The organism is Streptomyces sp. MGP-BFMKR1 (genome assembly GCF_057766585.1).
The window spans coordinates 3,034,517-3,060,819 of sequence record NZ_CM173408.1 but is presented as its reverse complement, the minus strand read 5'-3'; the positions used below and the strand labels follow the sequence as shown (position 1 = coordinate 3,060,819).

At 73.2% G+C, this 26,303-nt stretch carries 21 protein-coding genes and 1 pseudogene; 6 read left to right on the top strand and 16 right to left on the bottom strand.

Features of this window, described 5'->3' with window-relative positions; genetic code table 11:
• Positions 1-7: 7 nt before the first annotated feature.
• The 6 genes and pseudogenes from AC3CHW_RS11365 to AC3CHW_RS11340 all read right to left on the bottom strand — a co-directional run bounded on the left by AC3CHW_RS11365 (position 8) and on the right by AC3CHW_RS11340 (position 5,987).
• Positions 8-604: a Uma2 family endonuclease gene (locus AC3CHW_RS11365; RefSeq protein ID WP_488470357.1), complete on the bottom strand. Its 597-nt coding sequence runs from the start codon at positions 602-604 to the stop codon at positions 8-10.
• An 88-nt stretch (positions 605-692) separates the two neighbouring features.
• On the bottom strand, positions 693-3,176 hold the full coding sequence (locus AC3CHW_RS11360; RefSeq protein ID WP_488470356.1) for an ABC transporter permease: 2,484 nt from the start codon (positions 3,174-3,176) through the stop codon (positions 693-695).
• Positions 3,173-3,859 carry an ABC transporter ATP-binding protein gene (locus AC3CHW_RS11355; protein ID WP_398611640.1) on the bottom strand — a complete coding sequence of 229 codons (687 nt, stop codon included), beginning with the start codon at positions 3,857-3,859 and terminating at the stop codon, positions 3,173-3,175. The genes AC3CHW_RS11360 and AC3CHW_RS11355 overlap by 4 nt, the downstream gene beginning before the upstream one ends.
• On the bottom strand, positions 3,856-4,380 hold the full coding sequence (locus AC3CHW_RS11350) for a PadR family transcriptional regulator (RefSeq protein WP_398611641.1): 525 nt from the start codon (positions 4,378-4,380) through the stop codon (positions 3,856-3,858). The genes AC3CHW_RS11355 and AC3CHW_RS11350 overlap by 4 nt, the downstream gene beginning before the upstream one ends.
• 414 nt (positions 4,381-4,794) lie before the next feature.
• A pseudogene (locus AC3CHW_RS11345) lies at positions 4,795-5,082 on the bottom strand (type II toxin-antitoxin system antitoxin); the annotation flags it as partial.
• Positions 5,028-5,987, bottom strand: a complete 960-nt coding sequence (locus tag AC3CHW_RS11340; protein WP_187088473.1) for an SPFH domain-containing protein — start codon at positions 5,985-5,987, stop codon at positions 5,028-5,030. The gene AC3CHW_RS11340 and the pseudogene AC3CHW_RS11345, both read right to left, overlap by 55 nt.
• A gap of 274 nt (positions 5,988-6,261) precedes the next feature.
• Between AC3CHW_RS11340 and AC3CHW_RS11335 the strand changes: the two genes are divergently transcribed.
• Positions 6,262-8,757, top strand: coding sequence for a transglycosylase domain-containing protein (locus AC3CHW_RS11335; protein WP_488470355.1), 2,496 nt, complete (start codon positions 6,262-6,264; stop codon positions 8,755-8,757).
• 171 nt (positions 8,758-8,928) lie between these two features.
• Here AC3CHW_RS11335 and AC3CHW_RS11330 read toward each other — a convergent pair whose 3' ends face one another.
• The 4 genes from AC3CHW_RS11330 to AC3CHW_RS11315 form a co-directional block, all read right to left on the bottom strand.
• Entirely contained in the window at positions 8,929-11,031 is a 2,103-nt protein-coding gene (locus tag AC3CHW_RS11330) for a SpoIIE family protein phosphatase (RefSeq protein ID WP_488470354.1), read from the bottom strand.
• 56 nt (positions 11,032-11,087) lie between these two features.
• The gene (locus AC3CHW_RS11325; RefSeq protein WP_398611644.1) at positions 11,088-11,792 is read right to left on the bottom strand and encodes a class I SAM-dependent DNA methyltransferase; all 705 of its coding nucleotides are present in this window, start codon (positions 11,790-11,792) and stop codon (positions 11,088-11,090) included.
• Between the two features lie 120 nt (positions 11,793-11,912).
• Entirely contained in the window at positions 11,913-12,608 is a 696-nt protein-coding gene (fomD, locus tag AC3CHW_RS11320) for a cytidylyl-2-hydroxypropylphosphonate hydrolase (protein WP_488470353.1), read from the bottom strand.
• Positions 12,609-12,924: 316 nt separating this feature from the next.
• Positions 12,925-14,316 carry a class II fumarate hydratase gene (locus AC3CHW_RS11315; RefSeq protein ID WP_381159105.1) on the bottom strand — a complete coding sequence of 464 codons (1,392 nt, stop codon included), beginning with the start codon at positions 14,314-14,316 and terminating at the stop codon, positions 12,925-12,927.
• Positions 14,317-14,577: 261 nt separating this feature from the next.
• On the opposite strand from AC3CHW_RS11315, the gene AC3CHW_RS11310 reads away from it, so the two are divergent.
• The gene (locus tag AC3CHW_RS11310; protein ID WP_488470352.1) at positions 14,578-14,847 is read left to right on the top strand and encodes a type II toxin-antitoxin system Phd/YefM family antitoxin; all 270 of its coding nucleotides are present in this window, start codon (positions 14,578-14,580) and stop codon (positions 14,845-14,847) included.
• Between the two features lie 213 nt (positions 14,848-15,060).
• On the opposite strand, the gene AC3CHW_RS11305 is transcribed toward AC3CHW_RS11310, so the two are convergent.
• Positions 15,061-16,737 (bottom strand): fumarate hydratase, encoded by a 1,677-nt coding sequence (locus AC3CHW_RS11305; protein ID WP_398611647.1) that lies wholly within the window; start codon positions 16,735-16,737, stop codon positions 15,061-15,063.
• A 178-nt stretch (positions 16,738-16,915) separates the two neighbouring features.
• Between AC3CHW_RS11305 and AC3CHW_RS11300 the strand changes: the two genes are divergently transcribed.
• Together AC3CHW_RS11300 and AC3CHW_RS11295 are read left to right on the top strand one after the other, a co-directional pair.
• Positions 16,916-17,608, top strand: coding sequence for a DUF1707 SHOCT-like domain-containing protein (locus AC3CHW_RS11300; RefSeq protein ID WP_488470351.1), 693 nt, complete (start codon positions 16,916-16,918; stop codon positions 17,606-17,608).
• Between the two features lie 226 nt (positions 17,609-17,834).
• A complete protein-coding gene (locus tag AC3CHW_RS11295) occupies positions 17,835-18,191 on the top strand; it encodes a WhiB family transcriptional regulator (protein WP_176163812.1) in 357 nt (118 codons plus the stop codon).
• 412 nt (positions 18,192-18,603) lie between these two features.
• Here the strand turns inward: AC3CHW_RS11295 and glpX are convergent, their stop codons facing one another.
• Positions 18,604-19,635, bottom strand: a complete 1,032-nt coding sequence (glpX, locus tag AC3CHW_RS11290; protein ID WP_176163813.1) for a class II fructose-bisphosphatase — start codon at positions 19,633-19,635, stop codon at positions 18,604-18,606.
• 213 nt (positions 19,636-19,848) lie between these two features.
• Here glpX and AC3CHW_RS11285 point away from each other — a divergent pair, with 213 nt between their 5' ends.
• Positions 19,849-20,442 (top strand): DUF4245 domain-containing protein, encoded by a 594-nt coding sequence (locus AC3CHW_RS11285; RefSeq protein WP_232544264.1) that lies wholly within the window; start codon positions 19,849-19,851, stop codon positions 20,440-20,442.
• Between the two features lie 239 nt (positions 20,443-20,681).
• Here the strand turns inward: AC3CHW_RS11285 and AC3CHW_RS11280 are convergent, their stop codons facing one another.
• From AC3CHW_RS11280 to AC3CHW_RS11265, 4 genes are all read right to left on the bottom strand, one after another.
• Positions 20,682-21,275: a malonic semialdehyde reductase gene (locus AC3CHW_RS11280; protein ID WP_176163814.1), complete on the bottom strand. Its 594-nt coding sequence runs from the start codon at positions 21,273-21,275 to the stop codon at positions 20,682-20,684.
• A gap of 226 nt (positions 21,276-21,501) precedes the next feature.
• Positions 21,502-21,819 carry an exodeoxyribonuclease VII small subunit gene (locus tag AC3CHW_RS11275; RefSeq protein ID WP_488470350.1) on the bottom strand — a complete coding sequence of 106 codons (318 nt, stop codon included), beginning with the start codon at positions 21,817-21,819 and terminating at the stop codon, positions 21,502-21,504.
• A 319-nt stretch (positions 21,820-22,138) separates the two neighbouring features.
• Positions 22,139-23,362 carry an exodeoxyribonuclease VII large subunit gene (gene xseA / locus AC3CHW_RS11270; protein WP_459247377.1) on the bottom strand — a complete coding sequence of 408 codons (1,224 nt, stop codon included), beginning with the start codon at positions 23,360-23,362 and terminating at the stop codon, positions 22,139-22,141.
• Positions 23,363-23,434: 72 nt separating this feature from the next.
• Positions 23,435-25,021 (bottom strand): APC family permease, encoded by a 1,587-nt coding sequence (locus AC3CHW_RS11265; RefSeq protein ID WP_488470349.1) that lies wholly within the window; start codon positions 25,019-25,021, stop codon positions 23,435-23,437.
• A gap of 87 nt (positions 25,022-25,108) precedes the next feature.
• On the opposite strand from AC3CHW_RS11265, the gene AC3CHW_RS11260 reads away from it, so the two are divergent.
• The gene (locus AC3CHW_RS11260) at positions 25,109-26,161 is read left to right on the top strand and encodes a 4-hydroxy-3-methylbut-2-enyl diphosphate reductase (RefSeq protein ID WP_387592280.1); all 1,053 of its coding nucleotides are present in this window, start codon (positions 25,109-25,111) and stop codon (positions 26,159-26,161) included.
• Positions 26,162-26,303 lie beyond the last annotated feature (142 nt).

Here is a 26,303-nt window from a genome sequence, read left to right as displayed (position 1 = left end):
GTGGAGGTCAGGGCCGGGCGGCGTCGAGGATGGCCGCCACGTCGAGGGTGATCTCGACGCCGATGGAGTCCGGCAGGGTGACGTGCTGGCCTGGGGCGGGCACGCGGTGCTCGTCGTACGCGTTGGCCACCGGATGCCGCAGTACGCGCAGCCGCTCGTGCCCGCGGTCGACGCTCACGTAGACCGGCGCCTTGGCGATGGCGTAGGCCGTCACCTTCCGCTTGAGGTCGTTGCCGTAGTTGGCTGAAGTGACCTCAAGGACGAGGCGGAAGACGGCCGGGTCGTAGCAGTTGGCCAGGCTGGGGCGCTCCCGGTAGTCGGCGTCCACGATGGACAGGTCCGGTACGGCGTAGTCGTCCGGGCCGTCGGGGAGCCGGATGCCGATGCCCTGGATCACCCGGGTCGCGCCCCGGTGTAGTGGGGCGAAGGCGAAGAGAAGTTCGGTCAGCGACTCGCCGTGCGGTCCGTCCGGCGGTGGCGTGACCGTGAGCTCGCCCCCGATGATCTCGACGCGGTAGCCGGGGAGCTTGTCGGCGAGCCGCTCGGCCTCCCTGAGCAGGGCGGACGTGCCGGCGCAGGAGGGTTCGACCGCTGCGGCAGACATGGGTGCCTCCTGGTGGCTGGTGTCGAGGAGATCGTCGTAGGGCGAGCTCACGGGTGTGTGCCGTACAGCGGGCTTCACCCGATCGGTATCACTCCGTCCGCAGCCCGTCCGGCCGCATCATCCGCCACAGGGGTGGCAGGCTGACCAGCGTCACCAGGGCGATGACGCCCGCGCCGATGCCGACCATCGGGACCAGGGCCGACCAGTCCTGAACCGGTCGGGCCACCATCTTGAGCAGGACGACCCCGAGTGCCGCACCGCCCGCCAGGGAGAGGGCGAGGCCGATGGCGACCGGGATGGCCGTCTGCCACAGGATGGAGTAGGCCAGCGTGGTGCGCCGCGTGCCGAAGGCCACCAGGACCGACAGCAGCCGCCGGCGGTCGCGGAGTTGCTCAAGCTGGGTGACGACCATGGACGCCCCGATCAGGAGCAGTGTCACCGTCGCGCCGACGAACAGGCCGGTCTGGATGTCCTCGTAGCGCTCGTTGCGCTCGAAGTCGGCGTAGGCCAGCACGGCGGCGCTCGGGTCGATCCGCATCGCCGTGTTCCGTACCCGCTCCAGGGAGTCCGGCACCGCGGGGTCCGTGTCGAGGTCGATGAGCAGCCACGGGTCGTCGAGGACGTCGATGGGCACGGCCGAGGGGGTGGCCACGACGCCTTGCACCACGTCGTCCGGCGCGTCCGCGCGCGGCGCCACGGTGCGGGCCGTCGCCGGCACCGTCCACAGGTGCTCCTTCGGGGTGTCGCCGTAGAGGGGCGGCGTGATGTCGACGGCCGCGCCGGGCTTGGCGAAGCTGCTCGGCGACAGGCCGCTGCGGAAGACGTCGCCGTCCTCGCACGTACCGATGTCGTAGTACGTGCGCAGGCTCGTGCAGTCGGCGATGAACAACTCCTCGACCGGGGCGCTCTCCGTGTGCCGGTCGGTGATGCCGGCCTTGCCGATGCTGGCCCGCACCCGGGCCACCACGTCGCGGGCCCCGGGCGTCTCGCGGATCGCGGTGATCGTGCCCGCCGCGTCGGCGCCGCCCGTCACGCCCCGCGAGAGGCCGATGCGCGGCGCGTCGGCGTCGCGGCCGGTGTCCTTCTCGAAGTCGTCCTGGACGCCCGCGAACAGCATCTGGATGGCGACCGCCCCGGCCACCGCGACCGTGACGCCGCTGACCGTACGGGCCGCCGTGCCGCTGCTCAACTGGAGGCGACGGATGGCCAGTTGCCAGGAGAGCGGTCCGCCCCGGAAGCGGTTGACGAACCCTTCCACCAGCCACGGCAGCAGGGCGGTCACGCCGACCAGGACCAGCACGGCGCCGGCCGCCACCTGGTAGGTGTTCAGGTCGCTGCCCGCGTCGTAGCTCACGCCGCCCACCATCGGCAGCAGCAGCCCGAAGCCGAGCGCGGGCAGTGCCAGGCGCCACCACAGCCGGCGCCGCCTCGGCGTCCCGCCGCGCACCACGCCCAGCGGTTCGATGGTGATGCCGCGCAGCGCCAGCAGGGTGACCAGCACCGCGCAGGCCGGCACGGCCACCGCGATCAGCGCGGCGAGCGCCGGGTGCGGTGCGGCGTCGGAGGGGAAGACGTTGATGTCCCACACCGTGACCGAGCCGATGAACTGCCGCCCGATCAGGAACATCGCGCAGCCGACGGCCAGTCCGAGCAGCGCGCCGACCAGCGACTCGCCGGCCGCGATGCGGTGCGTCATGCGCAGGTCGGCGCCGACCAGCCGCAGCGCGGCCAGCCGTCGGTCACGCTGCTCGCCGCCGAACCGCACCGCCGTACCGACGAAGACCGCCACCGGCATCAGCAGCACCACGCACACCATCACGGCCAGCAGGATGAGCACGGCGCTCATCGGCTCGCCCTGGCCGTCGCTGCCGAAGTGGTCGGCGCGGTGGGCGTTCTTCTCGGTGAGCCGGTCGCTGCCGGCCAGGTAGACCAGCTCGGCCGGGCCGAGCAGCCCCTCGTCGGCGACCGTGCCGACGACGCGGTAGTCGGCGAACCGCTCCCGCAGCACGCTGCTGTCGTCGCGCCGCAACAGGTCGCGCAGCGCGGGCGAGACCACCATCTCGCCGGGGCGCGGCATGGCGGAGACGCCGGGCGGCGCCGGGGGCCGCGACCCCTCCGCGCGCAGCAGGTTGCCCACGATCTCCTGGCCGCGCCACTCGGTGTCGCCGCTGGCGCGCAGGAAGGTGGTGGGGCCCGGCTTCATCTCCTCGTTCCAGCCCACGACGGAACGGTCCTGGCTGCGGTCCCTGCGGTTGTCGAGGATGCTGGGCACGGCCGCCGCGAGCAGCAGCAGCGCCACGCCGAGGCCGACGCCGACGGCGGTGAGCAGCGTACGGGTCCAGCCCTGCCGGCCGCCGGTGACCGCGAACCGGGCGCCGAGACCGAGGTCGCGGGCCCAGCCGGCGGGGTCGAACCGGTTCCGCAGGCCGCGCGGCCGGCCGCCGGCGCCCGGGCCCGCGCCGGCCGGGGCCGAGGCCCCGACCGCGGGGGACGCACCGGCCGCGACGGACGCGCGTGACGCGCCCGTCGCGCGGGCGTCGGCGGTGTCGGGGTTATGGGGGCGCGTGGTCATACGGCGCCCGCCATGTCCCTGGCCTTGCCGTCCCGTACGACGACCTCGCGGTCGGAGTAGGCGGCCACCCGTGCCTCGTGCGTGACGAGGACCACGGCCGCCCGGGTGTCCCGGGCCGCGTCCGTGAGCAGTTGCATCACGCGCTCGCCGTTGAGGGAGTCGAGCGCGCCGGTCGGCTCGTCGGCGAAGAGCACCCGCGGCCGGGTGACCAGCGAGCGCGCCACGGCCACCCGCTGGCCCTGGCCGCCGGAGACCTCGCCGGGGCGCTTGGCCCGCACGGTGTCCACCTCAAGGCGCTCCAGCCACTCCGCGGCCTGCGCCTCGGCGGCCTTGCGGCCGGTGCCGCTGAGCCGCAGCGGCAGCGCCACGTTCTCCAGGCAGGTCAGCTCCGGGACGAGCTGCCCGAACTGGAAGACGAACCCGAACTCGCCGCGGCGCAGCGCGCTGCGCTCCCGGTCGGGCAGCGAGGACAGCTCGCGGCCGTTGTAGCGCACGGTGCCCGAGTCGGGCTGGACGATGCCGGCCAGGCAGTGCAGCAGGGTGGACTTGCCGGACCCGGAGGGGCCCATGACCGCGACGACCTCGGCGGGGTGGATGGAGAAGTCCGCGCCGTCCAGGGCCGGGGTCGGCCCGTAGGACTTGCGCAGCGCGGACGCGACGAGCAGGGAGCCGGCGGGGGTCATGCGCGTACCGCCTTGCCGAGTTGGTCGAGCCTGGCCGCGGTGAGTTCGAGCCAGCGCAGGTCGGCTTCGAGGTGGAACAGCGCGTGGTCGCAGATGAGCTGGTCGGCGAGGTCGCCGCCGCGCTTGCGCTGGGTCAGCTCGCGCATCAGCCGCAGGTGTTCGGCGCGCTGGGTGTCGAGCAGGTCGGCCGCGTTCCGGCCGGTCAGCAGCGCGAGGACCACCTTGGTGTAGAGGGTGGACTGAAGGTACGGTTCGGGCTTTTCGGGCTGCGCGAGCCACTGGCCGACGTCGGTTATCCCGGCGTCGGTGATGGCGTACCGCTTGCGCTCGGGCCCGCCTCCGGCCTCGATCCCGTCGACCTCCACGAGGCCGTTCTTCAGCAGGCGGGACATGGTCGAGTAGACCTGCCCGTAGTGCAGTGGACGGTCGTGCCCGAAGCGCTCGTCGAACGCGCGCTTGAGGTCGTAACCGTGGCGTGGCCCGGATTCCAGGAGCCCGAGAAGGGTGTGGCCGATGGACATGACGAGGACTCTACATCATGTGTATACGCGGTATGTATAGCCGCTGCGTATAGCGCATCGTGCCTGGTGGGAGGAGGACGAGGGGGTGAGGGAATCGGTGGGAACGGGGCGCGGTGCGGGGCGTACGGGCCCGGGAAGCGCGAAGCGACGCACCGCGCTGGGGTCGCGGTGCGCCGCTGGGGGCGGGGTGAGGTGGAGTCCCGGGAGCGGGCTCGGGTGTCCGGGGTCGGGCCGAGGGGAGTGCGCTCAGGCATCCGGGGCCGGGCCCGGCTCCGGCTCGGTCGGGCCCGGCTCGGTCGGGCCCGGCTCGGTCGGGCCCGGCTCGGTCGGGTCCGGCTCGGGGGGCGGCTCGACCGGGCCTGGGCCCGAGGCCGGGTCCGGTGTGGCGGGTGCCTCGGGGGCCGGGTCGGCCGCGGGCTCCGGCGCGTGCGCCGCCTTCGGGGGGCGCCCGCGGCGGGGAATGGCGCCGACGTCGCCGGGGAGTCGGCCCGCGTCCGCGAGCGCCCGCCGCAGCAGGAACTCGATCTGGGCGTTGGCGCTGCGCAGCTCGTCCCCCGCCCAGCGGGCCAGGGCGTCGTACACGGCGGGGTCGAGCCGCAGCAGCATCTGCTTGCGCTGCCGCGGCCGGCGCGGGGGGCGCTCCTCGGTCACTGGTAGAGCGAGCCCGTGTTCACGACCGGCTGCGGGGAGCGGTCGCCGCACAGCACGACGAGCAGGTTGCTGACCATCGCGGCCTTGCGCTCCTCGTCCAGCTCCACGATCTCGCGCGCCGCGATGCGCTCCAGCGCGTCCTCGACCATGCCGACCGCGCCCTCCACGATGTGCTGGCGCGCGGCGACCACGGCCCCGGCCTGCTGGCGCTGGAGCATCGCGGAGGCGATCTCGGGGGCGTACGCCAGGTGCGTGAAGCGGGACTCGATGATCCGTACGCCCGCCGCCTCGACCCGGGCGTGCAGTTCGAGGGCGAGCTTCTCGGTGATCTCCTCGGCGTTGCCGCGCAGCGACAGACCGCCCTCCTCGTGGGCGTCGTACGGGTACTCGATGGCGATGTGCCGCACGGCCGCCTCGGTCTGGGTGGAGACGAACTCCAGGAAGTCGTCGACCTCGAAGACGGCCTGCGCGGTGTCCTCGACCTTCCAGACCACCACGGCCGCCAGTTCGATCGGGTTGCCGTAGGCGTCGTTGACCTTGAGTACGGCCGTCTCGTGGTTGCGCACCCGGGTGGAGATCTTCTCGCGGCTGGTGAACGGGTTGACCCAGCGCAGCCCGTCGGTGCGGATGGTGCCCCGGTAGCGGCCGAAGAGCTGGACCACGCGGGCCTCGCCCGGCGCGACCGTGTTCAGCCCGCACATGGCCAGGAAGGCGGCGACGGCCAGCAGCGGGCCGCCGATGATCAGTGGCACGCCGGCCGCCGGCGTGCCGTCGTTGGCCAGCGCGATGCCGCCGACGAGCGCGCCGATGCCGCCGAAGAGGCCGAGCAGCCCGCCGAGCAGGGCGAGCCCGCCGCTCACGCTGTGCGCGGGGAACTCCCGGACCCGGGGCTCGGGCATCGCGGGCACGTCGGGGTCGGCGCCCGGGGTGGGCGTCCGTGGAGTGGCGTCGGTCATGGTGGGGTCCCCCGTGTCCGTGGGCTGGTCGCGCGCGGCGCCGGGCCGGCGCGCGGCGGCGAGGCGGTCGTCCTCGCCCATACGTGGTGTCTAGCAAAGTGATAACACATTTACGGCGCGGGCAACCCTCCGCCGCTGCCATTTGTCGGTTCCCCGTAGAGAAGTGCTCATTGTCACCTCCCGAAATGGCTTGATCGATGGGCTTTTGCCGCCTCTTGCGGTGTTAGCTACATGGTCTGACCTGGTGAGGTGAACGACTGGAGCGGCGGGAGACATGGGCCGAGCGGACGACAGGCGGGCGCGCCAGAAGCGCGCCCGCCGCGTGAGGAAACCCACTGGCGCCACGGCGGACAACGCGCCCGCGGCGATACCCGGCGGCACGCCCCGCGCGGCCACCGGAGCCGAAGGCACCACCGCGCGGCGGGGCGCGCCACGCTGGGCCGTACGCGGGCGCGGCTCCGCGAAAGCCGGCACGGCCGGCAGGGCCGCCAAGGCCGGCGCCGCGTCGGCCAGGCCGAAGAAGACCGGCATCCGCCGCTTCTTCACCTGGCGGAAGCTGCTCGCCTACGCCCTCGGGATGGTCGCGCTGGTCATGGGCGCCTTCGCCGCGCTGTACGTGCTCGTGGACGTCCCCTCGGGCAACGCCGCCGCCAAGGCCCAGTCCAACGTCTACCGCTACAGCGACGGGACGGTCTTCGCCCGCACCGGCGACGTCAACCGCGAGTCGGTGAAGCTGTCCAAGGTGCCGAAGGACGTCCAGCACGCGTTCGTCGCCGCCGAGAACAAGAACTTCTACAGCGACTCCGGCGTGGACCTCAAGGGCACCACCCGCGGCATCGTCAACACCGTCCTCGGCCGTGGCAAGCAGGGCGGCTCGACCATCACCCAGCAGTACGTCAAGAACTACTACCTCACCCAGGAACAGACCGTCTCCCGCAAGGTCAAGGAGCTGGTCATCTCGCTCAAGCTCGACCGGGAGAAGTCCAAGGACGACATCCTGGAGGGCTACCTCAACACCAGCTACTTCGGCCGCAACGCGTACGGCATCCAGGCCGCGGCCCGCGCGTACTACGGCAAGGAGGTCGAGAAGCTGACCGTCCCCGAGGGCGCCTACCTCGCGGCGCTGCTCCAGGCCCCGAGCCAGTACGACTGGGCGGCGGCCGGGCCGGTCGGCAAGAAGCTGGTCAAGCAGCGCTGGAACTACGTGCTCGACAACATGGTCGGCAAGGACTGGCTGGACTCCGGCGAGCGGGAGGCCATGAAGTTCCCCGTTCCCGGGCCGCCGAAGGCGATCGCCGGCCACACCGGACAGCGCGGCTACCTGGTGAAGCTGGCCGAACAGGAGCTGATCAAGGCGGGCGTGGACGAGCAGGACCTGCTCGCCGCCGGCGGCTGGGACATCACGCTCAACATCGACCGCACCAGGCAGCAGGCCCTTGAGCGGGCCGTGGACACCGAACTCCTGGACGACCTCGACCCGAAGTCGCGACCGGTGGACGCGCGGGTGCAGGCGGGCGCGGTCTCGGTGGACCCGAAGACCGGCGGCATCGTCGCGCTCTACGGCGGCCGGGACTACACCCGGCACTACGTCAACAACGCCACCCGCGAGGACTACCAGCCGGCCTCCACCTTCAAGCCGCTGATCCTCGCCTCGGCCTTCGAGAACGACGCCAAGACCCGCGAGGGCCTGCCGATCCGCCCCGGCACCATCTACGACGGCACCAGCGAGCGGCCGGTCAGGGGCAGCACGACGCCCTTCGCGCCGCCCAACGAGGACGGCCGCAGCTACGGGCCGATCAGCGTGCAGCAGGCCATGAACAAGTCGGTCAACTCCGTCTTCGCGCAGATGGCCGTGGACGTCGGCCTCGGCGACGTCAAGCGGACCGCCGTCGATCTCGGCATGAACCCGAAGGCCGGCGGCTTCGTCGAGCGGCCGGCGATGTCGCTCGGCGTGATGGGCGCCAGCCCGCTGGACATGGCCGGGGTGTACGCGACGCTCGACAACCACGGCAAGAAGGTCACGCCCACCATCGTGAAGTCGGCCGAGAAGCGTGACGACGCGGCGGACCTGCCGGACCCGGTGGGCGAGGAGGCCGTCAGCCGGAGCACCGCCGACTCCGTCACCTCCGTCCTCACCGGCGTGGTGGACGACGGCACCGGCTCGGCCGTGCGCACCGAGGGCCAAGCCGTCGCGGGCAAGACGGGCACGTCCGACGACAACAAGTCGGCCTGGTTCGTGGGCTACACGCCGGACCTGGTGACGGCCGTCGGCATGTTCGGCGAGGCCGACCAGACGAAGGGCAAGGTCAAGCAGGGCGAGCAGGTCTCGCTGCGCGGCGCGGGCGGCGGCGGCCGGGTCGACGGCGGCGCCTACCCGGCCCACGTCTGGGCCGCGTACACCAAGGCGGCGCTGAGCGGCCAGGCCCCCTCGGCCTTCGACCTCGACACCGACCTCGGGCCGGCCGCCCCCACGACCCGGCTGCCCAGCGCCCCGCCGACGAGCCTCGCGCCGCCCCCGGCCCCGACGCCCAGCGAGCCGTCCCCGGAGCCGACCACGCCGAGCCCGACGCCCACGCCGACCCCCGACCCGACCCCCACCTCGCCCAGGCCCACGCCGACCCCGGACCCGCCCTCGACACCGCCGACGCCGTCGCCGGACCCGACCGGCACGAGCCCGACCCCGGGCCCCGACCCGACGGGCGACCCGCCGACCGGCGACGAGCCGGGCAAGCCGGGCCGCAAGGACCCACGGTGGCCGCTGACGCCCTAGCCACGGCGGCCCGGTAACCGGCCCGCGTGCGCGCCCGCCCCCGGAACCGGCCGCGCGGAACCGGCCGCACAGGGGCGGACGCGCGGAACCGGCCGCCCGGGGGCCGGACGCACGGGCGCCCCGGGGCCCGGTCAGGGGTCGCGGGGCGCGTCCGAGTACGAGGGGGAACGGCTAGCCCGGGTGGGCGGCGGCCTTGGGCGGCATGGCCAGCTCGAACCAGACCACCTTGCCTGTGCTCAACCGGGTCGCGCCCCAGCGTCTCGCCAGCCGGTTGACCAGGTACAGGCCGCGCCCGCCCTCGTCGGACGGCCGGGCCTGGCGCAGCCGTGGGAGCTGCGGCACGTCGTCGCCGACCTCGCAGCGCAGCACGTCCGTGCGCAGCAGCCGCAGCGTGATCGGACGCTCGGCGTACCGCACGGCGTTCGTGACCACCTCCGAGACCAGCAACTCCACCGGGTCGGTCAGCTCCTCCAGGTCCCAGCGCGTCAGCGCCCGCCGGGCCAGCCGGCGGGCCTGCCCCGCGGTCTGCGCCTTGGGGTCGAGGAACCAGTACGCCACGTCGCTGGGCGCGATGCCCTCGAAGCGGGCGGCGAGCAGCGCGACGTCGTCGTCCCGGTCGCCCGGGCCGAGCATGTCGAGCACCTCGTCGCACAGCGCCTCAAGCGGCGGGGGGTTCGGCCCGGTCAGCCGGGCAGTCTCGGTCAGCCGCTCGCGGAGCTGGTTGATGCCGGTCCACACGTCGCGGATGCGCGACTCGACCAGGCCGTCGGTGTAGAGCATGAGCGTCGCGCCCGCGGGCGCGTCCAGCTCCACCGCCTCGAAGTCCACACCGCCGACGCCGATCGGCGCGCCGGGCGGCACCCGCAGCACCTCGGCCCGGCCGCCACGGTGCAGCAGCAGGGGCGGCGGGTGCCCGGCGTTGGCGATCACGATGCGGTGGGCGACCGGGTCGTAGACCGCGTACATGCAGGTGGCCATGCGGTCGGTGCCCAGGCGCTGGGCCTGCTCGTCGAGGTGGTGCAGCACCTCCTGCGGCGGCAGGTCGAGCCCGGCCAGCGTCTGGGCCGTCGTACGGAGCTGGCCCATGATCGCGGCGGAGGTCATGGAGTGGCCCATGACGTCGCCGACGACGAGCGCGACCCGGTTGCCGGGCAGCGGGATCGCGTCGTACCAGTCGCCGCCGACCCGCGCGCTCTCCGCCGCGGGCAGGTAACGGCTGGCCAGGCGCACCCCGGTGGGTTGGGGGAGCGAGTCCGGCAGCATGGTGCGCTGGAGCTCGTCGGCGATGTACACCTCCCGCCCGTACAGCACCGCCTTGTCCACGCCGAGCGCGGTGTGCGTCGCCAACTGGGCGGCGACCAGCAGGTCGTCCCGCTCGAAGGGCGGTCGCTCGGGGCGGCGGATGAAGACGGCGGCGCCGGTCACGCGGCGGCGACCGCGCAGCGGCGCCAGGATGGCGCGGTTCCCCGTCGCCACCGTGCGGCCCTCGCCGAGCAGTTCCGGCAGCGCCGCCCGGGCCGCGACCGAGTCGCCGAAGACCGGGCGCACCCCGCGCAACACCTCGGCCAGCGGCCCGCCGGCGCGCACCTCGCACAGGTCGGCCGCGGGCCCGCCACCGAGCGCGGGCGACAGGTCGGGGCCCGAGGGCAGCAGCGGCAGCCGGGTCTCGGTGTCGGCCTCCTCCGGGATGCGGTCGGTACGCCGCAGCCGCAGCATCACCGGGTCCACCGGGCGCTCGTCGCCGACCGGCAGCGGGTCCCGCAGGTAGACCAGGATCGCGTCGGCGAAGGTCGGCACGGTGGCCCGGCAGAGCCCGAGCACGATCTCGTCCAGGTCGATGCCGCGCGCGATGCGCCGGGTCGCGGCGCCCACATAGCGCAGCCGCTCACCGCCGCGCGCCGCGAGGGCGCTGGCGTCGGCCCCCGGCGTCCCGACGGCCGGGGGCTGCGCGGCCACGGGTGCGGTCGGCCGCTGCGCGTCGGCGGGGGCCGGCCGCTCGGCGGGCGCCTCGGCCTGCCGGTTGGCCGGGGCCGGCGCCCCGGGCGCGGCGGAGGCCGCCGGCGGCCCCGGATGGCGCGGCTCGGCCTCGTGCCCGGCCGGGCGTGGCCGGTGGTCGGGGTCGGGCTCAGACGGGGCGGCCGGACCGGGGCCCTGCCCCAGGCCGGTGCGTGGGTCGGGGACCGCGCCGTGCGCGTCTTCGGGCATGGCTGCGCCCGAGGCCGTCGCGGCTGCGGCGGCCTGCCTGCGGTCGTGGGAGGTGGGATGCTCCGTCACGCGTGGGTTTCCATCCGTCCGGGGCCGTGCGCCCGCGTCGGTCGGGCGCACCGATGTCAGGCGCGTCGTCGGCAGTGCAGGAAGAGCTGGAGCTCCGGTGGCACGTCCGTGCTGGCTGGGGCGTACGCGTGCGAGTCCTCGGCCAGGACGTCGAAGCCGGCGTCGTGCACGACCTGGCGCAGTTCGTCCCGCAGGTAACCGGATACCCGGATCGTGTTGCCCAGGAACGGGATCGCGAAGTCGTCCACGTCCGCCTCCACCATGGCCACCGCGAGCAGGCCGTCGGGCTTCAGCAGTCCGTGCAGGGTGCGCAGCGCGAGGGGGATCTCCGCGCGCGGCAGCATCAGCAGCGAGAAGTAGGCGCTGACCCCGTCGAAGCGGCCCAGGTCGCGCGGGCCGCCCGGACCGAAGGGCGCGCCGGGCCGCAGGCCCGCGATGTCGGCGAGGTGGAAGGTGGCGCCCGGCACGTTGTCCCGGGCGATCTTGAGCATGCCGGGGGAGATGTCGATCCCGACGACGTCGTGGCCCGCGTCGCTCAGCTCGCGCGCGGTGGGCACCCCGGTGCCGCTGCCGACGTCGAGCACGCGGGAGTTCGCGGGCAGCGCGCCGGCCAGCCACCGGCTCGACTGAACCTGCCCGTCCTTGTGGGGAAACGCTTCGTCGTACCGGTCCCCGATCGCGTCGAACGCCTCGGCCTGACCGCTGCGATCGATCTCTAACCGGCCGTACGCCTCGTGCCCGTGGTGACCGTCACCGCTCACGACATCGCCCTTCTGTGACCGCACGTCAAATTCCGTACTTTGTTCGTGAGTTGCGTTTGATTGTTTCCTGCCGGAGCAGTGTTGCGGAGGACGATCCTACGTTTGAAGTCCAGGTGGACTTCAAGGGGCAGGCGACCTCGGACGGCCCAGCGTGCGGTGCCAGTCCACCGGAAGCTCGGGTACCGGCCAGTTCGGGTCCGGGCGCCAGTCCTCCCAGCCGTCCCGGAACGGGGCCGTCCACGCTGTGATGGCCCGTACGGCGGCCCGGCCGGCGGACCGCACCCGTGCCGCCTGGCGCGGCGGCATCAGGCCCGCGCGCTGTGCCTGCGCGAACTCGTCCTCGTCCTTCCACTCCCAGCTCCGATCCGGGTAGACCGCGATGTCCAGGAAATGGTCCTCGGAGTCGACGCCACCGCTCCAACGGACGCGGGGCTCCTCCAGGTTCACGTACCAGTTGCGGAAGCGCCAGCCACGGTCCCAGAACAGCCAGACCGACCACGGGTCGGCGGGCCGGGCCAGCTTGAGGACGCCGGTGCCCAACCAGCGGCACTGGGCGAGGGCGCGGGGCTTGGTGTAGCGCGTGGACAGCGGCTCGTGGTGGATCTCCGTGCCGTCGGCCAGCCGTGGCTTGACGCAGCGCGTGTCGGCGGCCAGCCAGACGGCGAGCAACTCGTCGGTGTCCTGCACGACGGTCACCGGACGGCAGATGTGGATGCGGTCGCGGCCGTTGGCCCGGTAACGCCACAGGACCTGGTCCCCCGGCGCCCAGTGGGCGGCGCCGGTCGCGCCCCTCGTCTCCACCGTGTCCGCTGTCATGAGCAGATCTTAGGCGCGGCAAAGCCGCCGCGCCGTGACGAATCCCATTTCCTGGAGTGCACGGGAGGCGGACACGGGGGGAACGGCGGGCGGCCGGGGGCGCGCGTCGCGCCTCGCCCGCCGCCGCCGACCTCTCGTGCGCCGCGCAAGGGCGGCGCCGCGCGCCACCCCCACCCGCTACGCGGGCGCCCGCCCCCGGGGTCCGCCGACCGGCGTACGGGCCGCCCACGCGGGGCTCGTACGCCCGTACGGGGCTCGTACGGGGCTCGTTGCGGGGCTCGTACGCCGGTGCCGCGCGGGCGGTCCCGTACCGGCCTTACGGGTGCGTCATCCGCAACACGTCGAGGGCCTCGTCGAGCTGGGCCAGGGTCAGGTCGCCGCGCTCCACGTAGCCGGACTCCAGGACGACCTGACGGATGGTCTTGCGCTCGGCCAGCGAGCGCTTGGCCACCTTCGCCGCCTCCTCGTAGCCGATGTACCGGTTGAGCGGGGTGACCACCGACGGCGAGGACTCCGCGTACTCCCTGGCCCGCTCGACGTCGGCGGTGATCCCGTCGACGGTGCGGTCCGCGAGCAGCCGGGCCGCGTTGCCGAGCAGCCGGATGGACTCCAGCAGGTTCTTCGCGATCACCGGCAGCATCACGTTGAGCTCGAAGTTGCCCGCGGCCCCGGCCGTGGCCACCGTCGCGTCGTTCCCCGTGACCTGCGCGGCCACCATCAGCACCGCCTCGGGGATCACCGGGTTGACCTTGCCCGGCATGATCGAGGAGCCCGGCTGGAGGTCGGGCAGCGCGATCTCGGCGAGCCCGGTGCGCGGCCCGGAGGCCATCCACCGCAGGTCGTTGCAGATCTTGGTGAGGCCGACCGCGATGGTCCGCAACTGCCCGGAGGTCTCCACCAGGGCGTCGCGCGCGCCCTGCGCCTCGAAGTGGTTCCTGGCCTCGCTCAGCGGCAGCCCGGTGGCGCGGGCCACCTCGGCGATGACGGCGGCCGAGAAGCCGGGCGGGGTGTTGATGCCGGTGCCCACGGCGGTGCCGCCGAGCGGCAGTTCGGCCAGCCGCGGCAGCGCGCTGCGCAACCGCTCCACGCCGTAGCGCACCTGCGCCGCGTAGCCGCCGAACTCCTGACCCAGGGTGACCGGGGTGGCGTCCATCAGGTGCGTACGCCCCGACTTCACCACGTGGGCGAACTCCTGCGCCTTGCGCTCCAGCGCCTCGGCGAGGTGGTCGAGCGCCGGGATCAGGTCGGCGGTGACGGCCGCGGTAGCCGCGATGTGGATCGAGGACGGGAAGACGTCGTTGGACGACTGGCTGGCGTTGACGTGGTCGTTGGGGTGCACGGGCCGGCCGAGCCGTTCGGTGGCCAGCGTCGCGACCACCTCGTTGGTGTTCATGTTGGACGAGGTGCCCGAGCCGGTCTGGAACACGTCGACCGGGAAGTGCTCGTCCCACCGCCCGTCCGCGACCTCGCCCGCCGCGCCGGCGATGGCGTCCGCGATCTCCTTGTCGATCACCCCGAGCCCGGCGTTGACCGTGGCCGCCGCCGCCTTGATCTGGGCGAGCGCCTGGATGTGCGCCCGCTCAAGCCGCTGGCCCGACACCGGGAAGTTCTCCACCGCCCGCTGGGTCTGCGCCCGCCACTTGGCGTCCGCCGGGACCCGCACCTCACCCATCGAGTCATGCTCGATCCGGTACTGCTCGTCGCTCATCGTCGACCCACCTCCTGGCAAGACCAGCGTTTGTCCGGTTCCCGGTGTTCCCGAGCGACCCTATCGCCCGTGAATACCGTGAGTAACGCAGCAAGAGGGCAGGTCGGGAAGGAGGGCGACGGCTCACGCGGGGCGCGGCGCGCGCGGTGTGCGGGTGTTCCCGCGGCCGTGGGCGTCGCGACGGCGCTCACGGCGGGGGCCGCGGCCGGTGGCCCGCTGCGGCCGTGGTGCCCGCACGCGACACCTGGCATCTTCGGGCGCATGTCACAGCCGCTGCCCATGGAGTCCATCCGTGATGTACGGGCGCACCTGGCCGAGGTCGTGGAACGAGCCGATCGCGACGGCGTGCCCACGGTGATCACGCGCCGGGGCAAGCAGGTCGCCGCCGTCGTGTCCATCGAGGTGCTGCGCGGGTACCAGGAGTGGGAAGAGCGTGAGCTCAACCAGATCATCGATGAGCGCATGGCCAACCCGGCCCCCGGCGTCCCGCTCGGGGAGGTCGTGCGGGAGACGCTGGCGCGTGGTGAGTGAGTGCCGCGCCATCTCCCGCCCCGAAGGCCGAGTAGGGCCGTGCGAGGGTCCTGAGAGGCCCGCGCGGACATGGCCCTCCGTGCTGGGGCGCCGCCCCGGCCGCGCGGCGGTTCACGTCCCGACCGCCGTACGACGAGCCACCGCACGGCGAGAGCCCCCCGACGCCGGCAACGCGCCCCGGCCGGGGGCTCCCTCGTACGGCACTGGCCCGGGTCAGTCCGCAGTGCGCACCGGGATGCTGGTCAGCAGGGGCTGGGTCGGGGACGGGTCGGCGAAGAAGTCGTTGCCCTTGTCGTCCACGACGATGAACGCCGGGAAGTCCTCGACCTCGATCCGCCAGACGGCCTCCATGCCCAGCTCCTCGTACTCCAGGACCTCCACCTTCTTGATGCAGTCCTGCGCGAGGCGGGCGGCGGGGCCGCCGATGGAGCCGAGGTAGAAGCCGCCGTGGGTGGCGCACGCCTTGGTGACCTGGGCGGAGCGGTTGCCCTTGGCGAGCATCACCTTGGAGCCGCCGGCCGCCTGGAACTGCTCGACGTACGCGTCCATCCGGCCCGCCGTGGTCGGCCCGAAGGACCCGGACGCGTACCCCTCGGGAGTCTTGGCCGGGCCGGCGTAGTACACCGGGTGGTCCCTGAGGTACGCCGGCATCTCCTCGCCCGCGTCCAGCCGCTCCTTGATCTTGGCGTGCGCGATGTCGCGGGCGACGACCAGCGTGCCGGTGAGCGAGAGCCGGGTCTTGACCGGGTGCCGGGACAGCTCGGCCAGGATGGCGTCCATCGGCTGGTTGAGGTCGACGGCCACCGCGTCCAGGTCCGGGCCGGCGCCCTTGGTCAGCTCCTCGGCGGTGGTCTCCGGCAGGAAGCGCGCCGGGTCGGTCTCCAACTGCTCCAGGAAGACGCCCTCGGCGGTGATCTTCGCGACCGCCTGCCGGTCGGCCGAGCAGGAGACGGCGATGGCCACCGGGCAGGACGCGCCGTGCCGCGGCAGCCGCACCACGCGCACGTCGTGGCAGAAGTACTTGCCGCCGAACTGGGCTCCGATGCCGATCTTCTGGGTCAGCTCGAAGACCTTCTCCTCCAGCTCCCGGTCCCGGAAGCCGTGCCCGGTGGGCGAGCCCTCGGCGGGCAGCTCGTCCAGGTAGTGCGCGGAGGCGTACTTGGCGGTCTTGAGCGCGAACTCCGCGCTGGTGCCGCCGACGACGATCGCGAGGTGGTACGGCGGGCAGGCGGCGGTGCCGAGGGAGCGGATCTTCTCCTCGAGGAACCTCATCATCGACGCCTCGTTCAACACCGCCTTCGTCTCCTGGTAGAGGAAGGACTTGTTGGCCGAGCCGCCGCCCTTGGCCATGAAGAGGAACTTGTAGGCGTCGCCGTCCGTCGCGTACAGCTCGATCTGCGCGGGGAGGTTGGAGCCGGTGTTCTTCTCGTCCCACATGGTCAGCGGGGCCATCTGCGAGTACCGCAGGTTGAGCTGGGTGTACGCGTCGTAGATGCCGCGCGAGAGAGCCTCCTCGTCGCCGCCGGCCGTCAGCACCTGCTGGCCGCGCTTGCCCATCACGATCGCGGTCCCGGTGTCCTGGCACATCGGGAGCACGCCGGCCGCCGCGATGTTGGCGTTCTTCAGCAGGTCGAGCGCCACGAACCGGTCGTTCGGGCTGGCCTCCGGGTCGTCCAGGATGCGCCGCAACTGGGCGAGGTGGGCCGGGCGCAGGTAGTGCGAGATGTCGTGCATGGCCTCGGCCGCCAGCTTCCGCAGCGCCTCCGGCTCCACCTTGAGGAACGTCCGCCCGTCCGCCTCGAAGGTGCTCACACCCTCGGCGGTCACGAGCCGGTACGGGGTGGCGTCCGGGCCAACGGGAAGCAGATCCGTGTACGCGAACTCAGGCATCGGGGGCCAATCCTCACTGCGGTTAGTCGCTGACGTCCATGGCAGGCGCTTCCCGGGGCAGAGCGAGGGGAGCGCCCACCAGGGTAGAACGGCGGTCCGACACCGTGTCGGTGAGGTGCGGCTCAGTAGTCCCAGCCGCCTCTATCGCGATCTATCGCGTATCGCTACGCTGGGGCGCGTGGACGAACACCAGCCGGTTCCCTTGACCAAGCCCGACGCCGCACCCGCGACCGCCGCCCCGGCCGTGCCGGCGGATGCCATCCGGGCCTCCGACGCCGACCGCGACCGCGTCGCCGACATCCTCCGCGAGGCCCTCGCGGAGGGGCGGCTGACCGCAGAAGAGCACGCCGAGCGGATCGGCGGGGTGTACGAGGCGAAGACGCGGGGTGAACTCGCCCCGTTCGTACGGGATCTGCCGACGGCGGGCGCCGTGGCGGACCCGGACGGGGCGCGGGCGGCGCGCCCCGCGTCCGCCAGCACGCCCACGCTGCCGCCCCCGCGCAACTCGCTCACCGACAACCTGATCGCGGTCTTCGGCGGCGCCGGCCGCCGGGGGCGCTGGCGGGTCGGCCGCAAGACCAACGCGTTCGCGCTCTTCGGGGGCGTGGAGATCGACCTGACGGAGGCGGTCTTCGAGCAGCAGGAGATCGTCATCCAGGCCACCGCGATCTTCGGCGGCGTGGAGATCCGGGTGCCGGAGAACGTCACCCTGCGCTCCGCGGGCACCGGCATCTTCGGCGGCTTCGACGTCGCCGACACGGAAGCGGAGGACCCGGCGGCCCCGGTGGTGGTCGTCAGCGGCTTCGCGGTCTTCGGTGGCGTGGAGGCCAAGCCCAAGCGCGGGAAGCGGGTCCGGAACCTGAACGCTTAGGGGGCGCGAACGAACGGTCGAAAACCCCCAGTACGGCGGGCCAGAAAGGCACAGCTCCACGCGCCGAACGGAACGTCTGTACGACGCGAGGCAACCGTGTGCATAAGCACCCGCACAGCGGGTAAAGCTTCGTGCATCGTCTCTCGTACGGCTGCGGGCGCGAACGGTCGTGCGCAGCGAGGCGGGCAAGGGTGACCCAAACCGGAGCCGTCGTCAGGAGTAGACCGTGCTGCAACCGCATCACCCCCTGCAGGACGCCGCCGTGCCCCCGCAGCGTGAGCACGCTCGCGATCAGGCCGGCCCCTGGCATTCCGAGGCGGTGTGCCGCCGCGACGAAGCCGGGCTCTTCTTCGCCCCCTCCAAGGAACCGACCGCCGCCCGACTGTCCCGGGAAGAGGCCGCGAAGCGGGTCTGTGCCCGCTGCCCGGTCATGGTCGAGTGCCGGGAGCACGCACTCATACAGCCCGAGCCGTACGGCGTGTGGGGTGGCCTCACGGCCGCCGAGCGCCGCGTGGTGCTGGCCCGCCGCAGGCGGCGGGAGGCGGAGCTCCAGCGGGCGGTGCGGGTCGCCGCGGCGGGCTGACGACGCCCCCGCCAGCCGGCTCACGCCTGCCCGCGGCCCACGCCCTGACCCGACCCAGGTGCCACCGCTGTCCCGCGTCCCACGCGCGCGGAAAGCGGGGGAGCCGGGTCCGCCCTCGATCGGCGGACCCGGCTCCGTTGTGCCCTACCCACGCTGTCCGGTACCAGCCCGTCCGTGTCGGCGCCCGTGCGTGCCAGTGCCCGTCCGTGCCGGCGACCGCCCGTGTCAGCGACTGTCTCCCCGCGGCTGTGACGTACGAGCCGCCGTCGGGTACCGGTCGCGTGGCGCCGACGGCCGCGTCGTACGGGTGGCTGTGCGGCCCGGGCGGCTGGGTCGTACGGGCGGTCGCGTCGTACGGGCGGCGCGCGCCGTCAGTGGGCTTCGGTGGGCGGCGCCTGTCGGGGGCGGTGGCTCAGCGGGCGCGCTCGAAGTCGACCGAGGCGTACGCGCGCAACTTGGACAGCCGGTGGGTGGAGTCGATCTGCCGGATCGTGCCCGACTTCGAGCGCATGACCAGCGACTGGGTGGTCGCGGTCTCGGCCCGGTAGCGCACGCCGCGCAGCAGGTCGCCGTCGGTGATGCCGGTGGCGACGAAGAACACGTTGTCGCCGCTGACCAGGTCGTCGGTCTGGAGCACCCGGTCCAGGTCGTGGCCCGCGTCCAGGGCGCGCTGGCGCTCCACGTCGTCCTTGGGCCACAGCCTGGCCTGGATGGTGCCGCCCAGGCACTTGATCGCGCACGCCGCGATGATGCCCTCCGGGGTGCCGCCGATGCCGAGCAGCAGGTCCACGCCGGTGCCTTCGCGCACGGCCATGATCGCGCCCGCGACGTCGCCGTCCGAGATGAACTTGATCCGGGCCCCGGCCTCCCGGACCTCCTTCACGATGGAGTCGTGGCGCGGCCGGTCCAGGATGACGACGGTGACGTCCTCCGGGCTCGAGCGCTTGGCCTTGGCGATGCGCCGGATGTTCACGCCGACCGGGGCCGTGATGTCCACGAACTCGGCCGCCTCCGGGCCCGTCACGAGCTTGTCCATGTAGAAGACGGCCGACGGGTCGAACATGGAGCCGCGCTCGGCGACGGCGAGCACCGAGACCGCGTTGGCCATGCCCTTGGCGGTGAGCGTGGTGCCGTCCACCGGGTCGACGGCCACGTCGCACTCCGGGCCGGTCCCGTCGCCGACGCGCTCGCCGTTGAAGAGCATCGGCGCTTCGTCCTTCTCGCCTTCGCCGATGACGACGACGCCGTTCATCGAGACCGTGTGCACGAGCGAACGCATGGCCTTGACTGCCGCGCCGTCCGCGCCGTTCTTGTCGCCACGGCCGACCCAGCGACCGGACGCCATGGCGCCGGCCTCGGTCACCCGGACCAGCTCCAACGCCAGGTTGCGGTCGGGAGCCTCGGGGCTGACTTCGAGGGGGGACGGCAGATGATGCTCGGTCATCGGAACGCACCTTTCTGTACGGCGACGGCCGTGTGACCCCTCCCGCCCGAAGCGGGGCAAGGAGGGCGAGGGTGTGCACGACTTTATCGGTACGCCGCGAAAATGAGCAGTGGACCCCACGTATGAGCGCGATCACTCGGCCTGCGGAGATCCACCGCGCGGCGGATCGGGGCCGCTGGTCAGACCGCTCGGGTCATAGGGGACCATGGTGCTGTGGCCGGTAAGCGTGGTGAGAATCGAACCGTACAGAATCTGGTGCTGTCGTTGGGCGTGACGATGGTCGCCGCAGCGGGCATCTACGTCTTCATTCCGCACGATGACAGCAAGGACCCGATCAAGACGGTGAACACCCGCGTCGAGGTCGACCAGGTGCGCCGGACGGCCCCCTACGCCGTCGCCGCCCCCGAGGGACTGCCCAGGGAGTGGCGCGCCACCTCGGTCAGCTACCGGGGGCGGTCGGACCTCGGCGCCGTATGGCACCTGGGGTACCTGACGCCCGACAAGGAGTACGTCGGCGTCGAGCAGAGCGACACGGACCGCGTGCGGCAGTACGTGGCCGACGTCACGCACAAGGCCAAGCAGCGCGGCGGCGCCGTCGAGGTCGACGGCAAGAAGTGGAACCGGTACGCGGGCGAGAAGTACAACGCGCTGGTCCGCGAGGAGCCGGGCGTCACGACCGTGGTCACCGGCACCGCGCCCGAGCAGGACCTGTTGCGGATGGTCGACGCGCTGGAGATGAAGAAGGGCCAGCGGCCCAGCTTCGCCCCACAGGGCACCGAGTCCCCCTCGGCCAAGCCTGCCGAGTAATGCCCTAGCGGACCAGCGGGCCAGCGAGTTCGGCAGGTCAACGGCCCGGCGGCCCGGCGGGCCAACGGTCGTGTGGCGGCCCGACGGCCGGCCCGACGCGGCCGGCGCGACCGCGCGAGCGCGGTGTGCGGGCCGCTCCCGAGACGCGCGACGCCCCCGACCCGGGTGGGGGTGCGGGGGCGCGGTACGGCGTGGCCGGCGGTCGGGGCCGCCGGCGGCGGCCGGAGCCGGGATCGGGCTCAGACGGTGGTGACGACCTCGTCGTACTCCAGGCGCGGCGAGCGGGGGTTGAACGCGCCCTCGCCCGGCTTGCCCAGGTTGACCACGGCCAGCACCTGGTGGTCGCCGTCGGCGAAGAACTCCTTGCTCAGGCCGGCCGCGTCGAAGCCGGTCATCGGGCCGGCGGCGAGGCCGGCGGCGCGGACGCCGAGGATGAAGTAGCCGATCTGGAGCGAGGCGTTGAACGTGCCGGCCTGCTCGCGCACCGGGCGCTCGGCGAAGAAGGCGTCCTTGATGCCCGGGGCGTGCGGGAAGAGCTTGGGCAGCTCCTCGTGGAACTCGTGGTCCACGGCGAGCACGGCCACCAGCGGGGCGGCGGCGGTCTTCGGGCGGTTGCCCTCGGCCATGTGCGAGACCAGGCGCTCACGGGCCTCGGGCGAGCGGACGAGCAGCACCCGCAGCGGCGACATGTTGAACGCCGTGGGGGCGTACTTGACCAGGTCGTAGATCGCCTTGATCTGCTCCTCGGTCACCGGCTCGTCGGTGAAGGTGTTGGCCGTGTGGGCCTCACGGAAGAGCAGGTTCTGGGCGGTCGCGTCCAGGGCGAGAGTCATGACATACCTTCTGCTTGTTTGTGCTGGTCTCGCGGCACAAGGCCGAGCTTGGCGTCTCTCACTGTACGCTTTTTAGATTAAGTTTCAACTAAAACGGGGCGAGGGTGCCCCAGGTCACGCACGCGCGATCGGGGCACGCCCTCGCCCCCCACGCAGCACGCCGCCCCACCCGCCCGGGCCGCGTGGACGCGGGTCGGGCCGGAGGGGCGGATCGGGTGGCGTCAGGTCAGCCCTCGCCCTCGCCGGGCGCCGAGCCCGACGAACCGGCGGAGCGGTCCGACCGGCCGGAGCCGGCCGCTTCCGACGTGTCGGCGGCGTCGGCGGAATCGGAGCGCTCGGCGAGGGCGGCGTCGAGCCGCGCCCGCGCGCCGTCCAGCCAGCGGCGGCACACCTGCGCCAGCTCCTCGCCCCGCTCCCACAGCGCGAGCGACTCCTCCAGCGTGGTGCCGCCCGTCTCCAGCCGCCGCACCACCTCGACCAGCTCGTCCCGCGCCTGCTCGTACCCGAGCGCGGTCTCGGTCGACTTCTCGCCCGTCTTCACCATGCCTCCAGCCTATGTGCGCGGTACGACAGCGCGGTCGCGCTCGTACGGCGTCCCCCGCGCGCGGGGGACGCCCGCGGGGCGGGGACCGGACACGGCGGGTCCGCGTTGCACCTGGACCGCGCTCGGGACAGGGCGCGGCGGGGAACCTCGGCCGTTCGGTCGCCGGCGTCCGACCGTGCCCGTTGTCCGGCATATCGGTTCGAACCCATCGGAAGGAAGCGATCGTGGCACGAATCCTGCGAAGGCTCAGCACGGCCACGGCCACGGCCCTGCTCGGCGTGGCCGGCCCCGGCCCGTCGGGCCCGCGTACGCCCCCTCGCTACGACTCCTCAGCCGGCCGCTCGGCCGTCACCGTGAACGCGCCGTCGGCGACCCGGGCGCGCAGTCGCTCGCCGTCGGAGACCTCGGCGGCATCCCGTACCACCGCGCCGTCCTCGTGCTGGAGCACCGCGTACCCCCGGCGGAGGGTCGCCGCGGGGGACAGGGCCACCACGCGCGCGCGGGTGTGGGCGAGTTCCGAGTCGGCGCGGTCGAGGAGGTGGCGCAGCGTGCCGCGGCTGCGGTGCAGCAGGGCCGCGACCTGCTCCTCGCGGTCGTCCACCATGCGCTCCGGCTGCCGCAGGCACGGCCGGGCCAGGGCCGCGGCCAGGCCGCGCTCCTCGCGGTCGAGCTGGCCACCGACCGCGCGCAGCGCGCGCTCGCGCAGGTGCTGCACCCGGGTCAGCTCCTCGCCGACGTCCGGTACCACCTTCTTCGCCGCGTCCGTGGGCGTGGAGGCCCGCAGGTCGGCGACGAGGTCGAGCAGCGGCGAGTCCGGCTCGTGGCCGATGGCCGACACCACCGGCGTACGGCAGGCGGCCACGGCCCGGATCAACTGCTCGTCGGAGAACGGCAGCAGGTCCTCCACGCTGCCGCCGCCGCGCGCCACCACGATCACGTCGACCTCGGCATGGGCGTCGAGCTCCTTGACCGCCTCGACGACCCGCGGCACCGCGTGCACCCCCTGCACCGGCACCGTGCGCACCTCGAACCGCACCGCCGGCCAGCGCAGCCGCGCGTTCTCCAGCACGTCCCGCTCGGCCGCCGAGGCCCGCCCGCAGACCAGGCCGACGAGCTGCGGCAGGAACGGCACCGGGCGCTTGCGGTCGGCCGCGAAGAGGCCCTCGGCGGCCAGCGACTTCTTCAGCCGCTCCAGCCTGGCCAGCAGCTCGCCCACGCCCACCGGGCGGATCTCCGCCGCCCGCAGCGAGAGCTGGCCGCGCGGCGCGTACCACTCCGGCTTGGCGTGCACCACGACCCGCGCGCCCTCCGAGACCGAGTCCGCCACCTGCTCGAAGACGGACCGGAAGCACGTGACGGTCAGGGAGATGTCGTACGAGGGGTCGCGCAGCGTCAGGAACACCACGCCCGCGCCCGGCCGCCGGGAGAGCTGGGTGATCTGCCCCTCCACCCACACCGCCCCCAACCGGTCGATCCAGCCCCCGATGAGCCGGGACACCTCGCCGACCGGAATGGGCGTCTCCGCAGACGTTTGCCTAGCCATGCGCACGAGCGTAGCCGCGGCCACCGACAGCGCCCGGCGCCCGGAAGTGGGCGCGGACGCTCCCGGCCGCCGTCAGCGTGCGCCGGCGCCCGGGTCGCCGGGGCCGTTCGACGGGCCTGTCGTACCGCTCGTACCACCCGTACTACCCGCACCACCCGTACCGCCCGCCGCGCGCCCGCGCCACTGCGCCGCCAGCACCACGAAGCCCACGCCCAGCCAGATCGCGCCGATGAGCTGTGCCGTGCTCGACGCCTCCACGATCACCGCGATGACGATGCCCATGCCGACCAGCGGCACCAGCACGTGCCGCAACACGCTCGGCACCTCGGCCCGCTTGCGTACCCAGAACCAGCCGATCACCGACGCGTGCAGCAGCGCGAACGCGGTCAGGGCGCCGACGTCGACCACCGAGACCAGCCGGTCGAGCCCGTCGTCGCGCCGGGCCGCCCACACCGCCGCGACCAGCGTGACCACGGCGGCGCTGAGCAGCGCCCGGCGAGGCACCCCGCTGTGCGCGTTCACCTTGGCCACCACGCCGGGCAGCCGCCGGTCGCGTGCCATCGCGAACAGCAGCCGCCCGGCCGCGGCCTGCCCGGCCAGCGCCGCGAACGCCGCGCCGATCGCCTTGCTCACCGCCACCAGGTCGTGCAGCCAGGTGCCCACGGAGGAGTCGACCGCGGCGTAGAAGGCACCGCCCTGCGCGGCGGGATCGGCGGCCAGCTCCGAGGACGAGGTGGGGGAGAGCAGCGCGGCCAGGTAGGTCTGCACGATGAACAGGAAGCCCGCCACGGCCAGGCAGGTCAGCACCGCGCGCGAGACCCGCGCCGGGCCCGCGGCGCTGCGCCACCCGCTCCCCTTGCCCGCCGGCGCACCCCCTCCGACCGCCGGCGCGCCGGCTCCGCCCCCCTTGCTCCCCTTGCCCCCCTTACGGGTCGTACCGCCCTTACCGTCTTCACTGCCTTTACCGCCCTTACCGTCACCGTCGTCCAGCGTCTCCTCCGCGAACGAGGCGATGGCGTCGAAGCCCAGGTACGACAGGACGGCCACCGACACCGCGCCGAACACGGCCGACATCGTGAACCCGCTCTGCCCGGTCAGGGGCGAGAGCCAGTCGCGCTGCGCGCCGTGCGCGGCCAGCTCCACCAGCGCGGCGGCCACGAACACCAGCAGCACCGCGATCTCCATCGCGAGCACCAGGAACCCGACCAGCGCCGCCGCCCGCACGCCCCACAGGTTGAGCCCGGTGGTCACCACGACGGCGATCGCGGTCCACACCCACCGGTCCACCGACGGCACCAGCTCCTCCATCGCGATGCCGGAGAAGAGGTACGCGACCGCGGGGATGAGCAGGTAGTCGAGCATCGCCATCCACCCGGCGATGAAGCCGGGGCCCTCGCCCAGCCCGACCCGGGCGTAGGTGAAGACGGAGCCGGCGCGCGGGGCGACGCGGACCATCTGGGCGTACGAGTACGCGGTGAAGGCCATCGCCACCGTCGCCACCAGGTACACCAGCGCCACCGCGCCGTGCGACTTGGCGTCCAGGGTGCCGAAGACACCGACGGGAGCCATCGGGGCGATGAACAACAGGCCATAGACGACCAGATCGCGGAAGGTGAGCGTGCGTCGCAGTGTGGCCTGTGTGGTCTTCGGGCCGGCCATGATGCCTCCGTAGGTCGCGCGCCTCGGCTCAGTCTGATCCACCCGCGCGCCCTTTCAGCGCTGCGGCACGGCCGTACCATGGTCAGCATGACCGCAACGCCCAGCCCGACGCCCGCCACGGCCCCCAGCGGAGATGCTTCGCGCGCCACCGGCCGGGTCCTGCTCGCAGCCCCGCGGGGGTACTGCGCGGGTGTGGACCGTGCCGTGATCGCTGTCGAGAAAGCCCTGGAGCAGTACGGCGCACCCATCTACGTGCGCAAGGAAATCGTCCACAACAAGTACGTCGTACGGACCCTGGAGAAGAAGGGCGCGATCTTCGTCGAGGAGACGGAGGAGGTGCCCGAGGGCTCCATCGTGATCTTCTCGGCGCACGGCGTCGCGCCGGTCGTCCACGAGGAGGCGGCCGAGCGCCGCCTCGCCACCATCGACGCGACCTGCCCGCTGGTGACCAAGGTCCACAAGGAAGCCGTCCGGTTCGCCAAGGACGACTACGACATCCTCCTCATCGGCCACGAGGGCCACGAGGAGGTCATCGGCACCAGTGGCGAGGCGCCCGACCACGTCACGCTGGTCGACGGCCCCGACGACGTCGCGAACGTCGAGGTCAGGGACGAGTCCAAGGTCGTGTGGCTCTCCCAGACCACCCTCTCCGTGGACGAGACGATGGAGACGGTGGACGCCCTCAAGGAGAAGTTCCCCCAGCTCATCAGCCCGCCGAGCGACGACATCTGCTACGCGACGCAGAACCGCCAGGTCGCCGTCAAGCAGATAGCCGCTGACTCCGACCTGGTCATCGTCGTCGGTTCGAAGAACTCCTCCAACTCGGTGCGGCTGGTCGAGGTCGCGCTCGGCGCCGGCGCCAAGGCCGGCCACCTGGTCGACTACGCGAGCGAGATCGACGAGGCGTGGCTCGAAGGGGTGCGCACCGTCGGCGTCTCCTCGGGCGCGTCGGTGCCCGACGTGCTGGTCGAGGGCGTGCTCGACTGGCTCGCCGAGCGCGGGTTCGCGGACGTCGAGGTGGTGCAGCCGATGCAGGAGAGCATCACGTTCTCGCTGCCCAAGGAGTTGCGCCGGGACCTGCGCGCCGAGGCGGCGGCAGCGGCCTCCCGTGGCCCCGTCGAGGGGGAAGCCACCGCCTGACCCGATCGGGCGCCCGGGCCCGGGCCGCCAGGCCCCAGCCTCGCGCCCGCCATCGGCCGACGTCGCTCGGGCTGGGCCCAGGCCGGGGCGCGGGAAGCCTCCGCGCCCCGGCCGGCCCGTTCGTTACGCCCCCGCGCGCCGG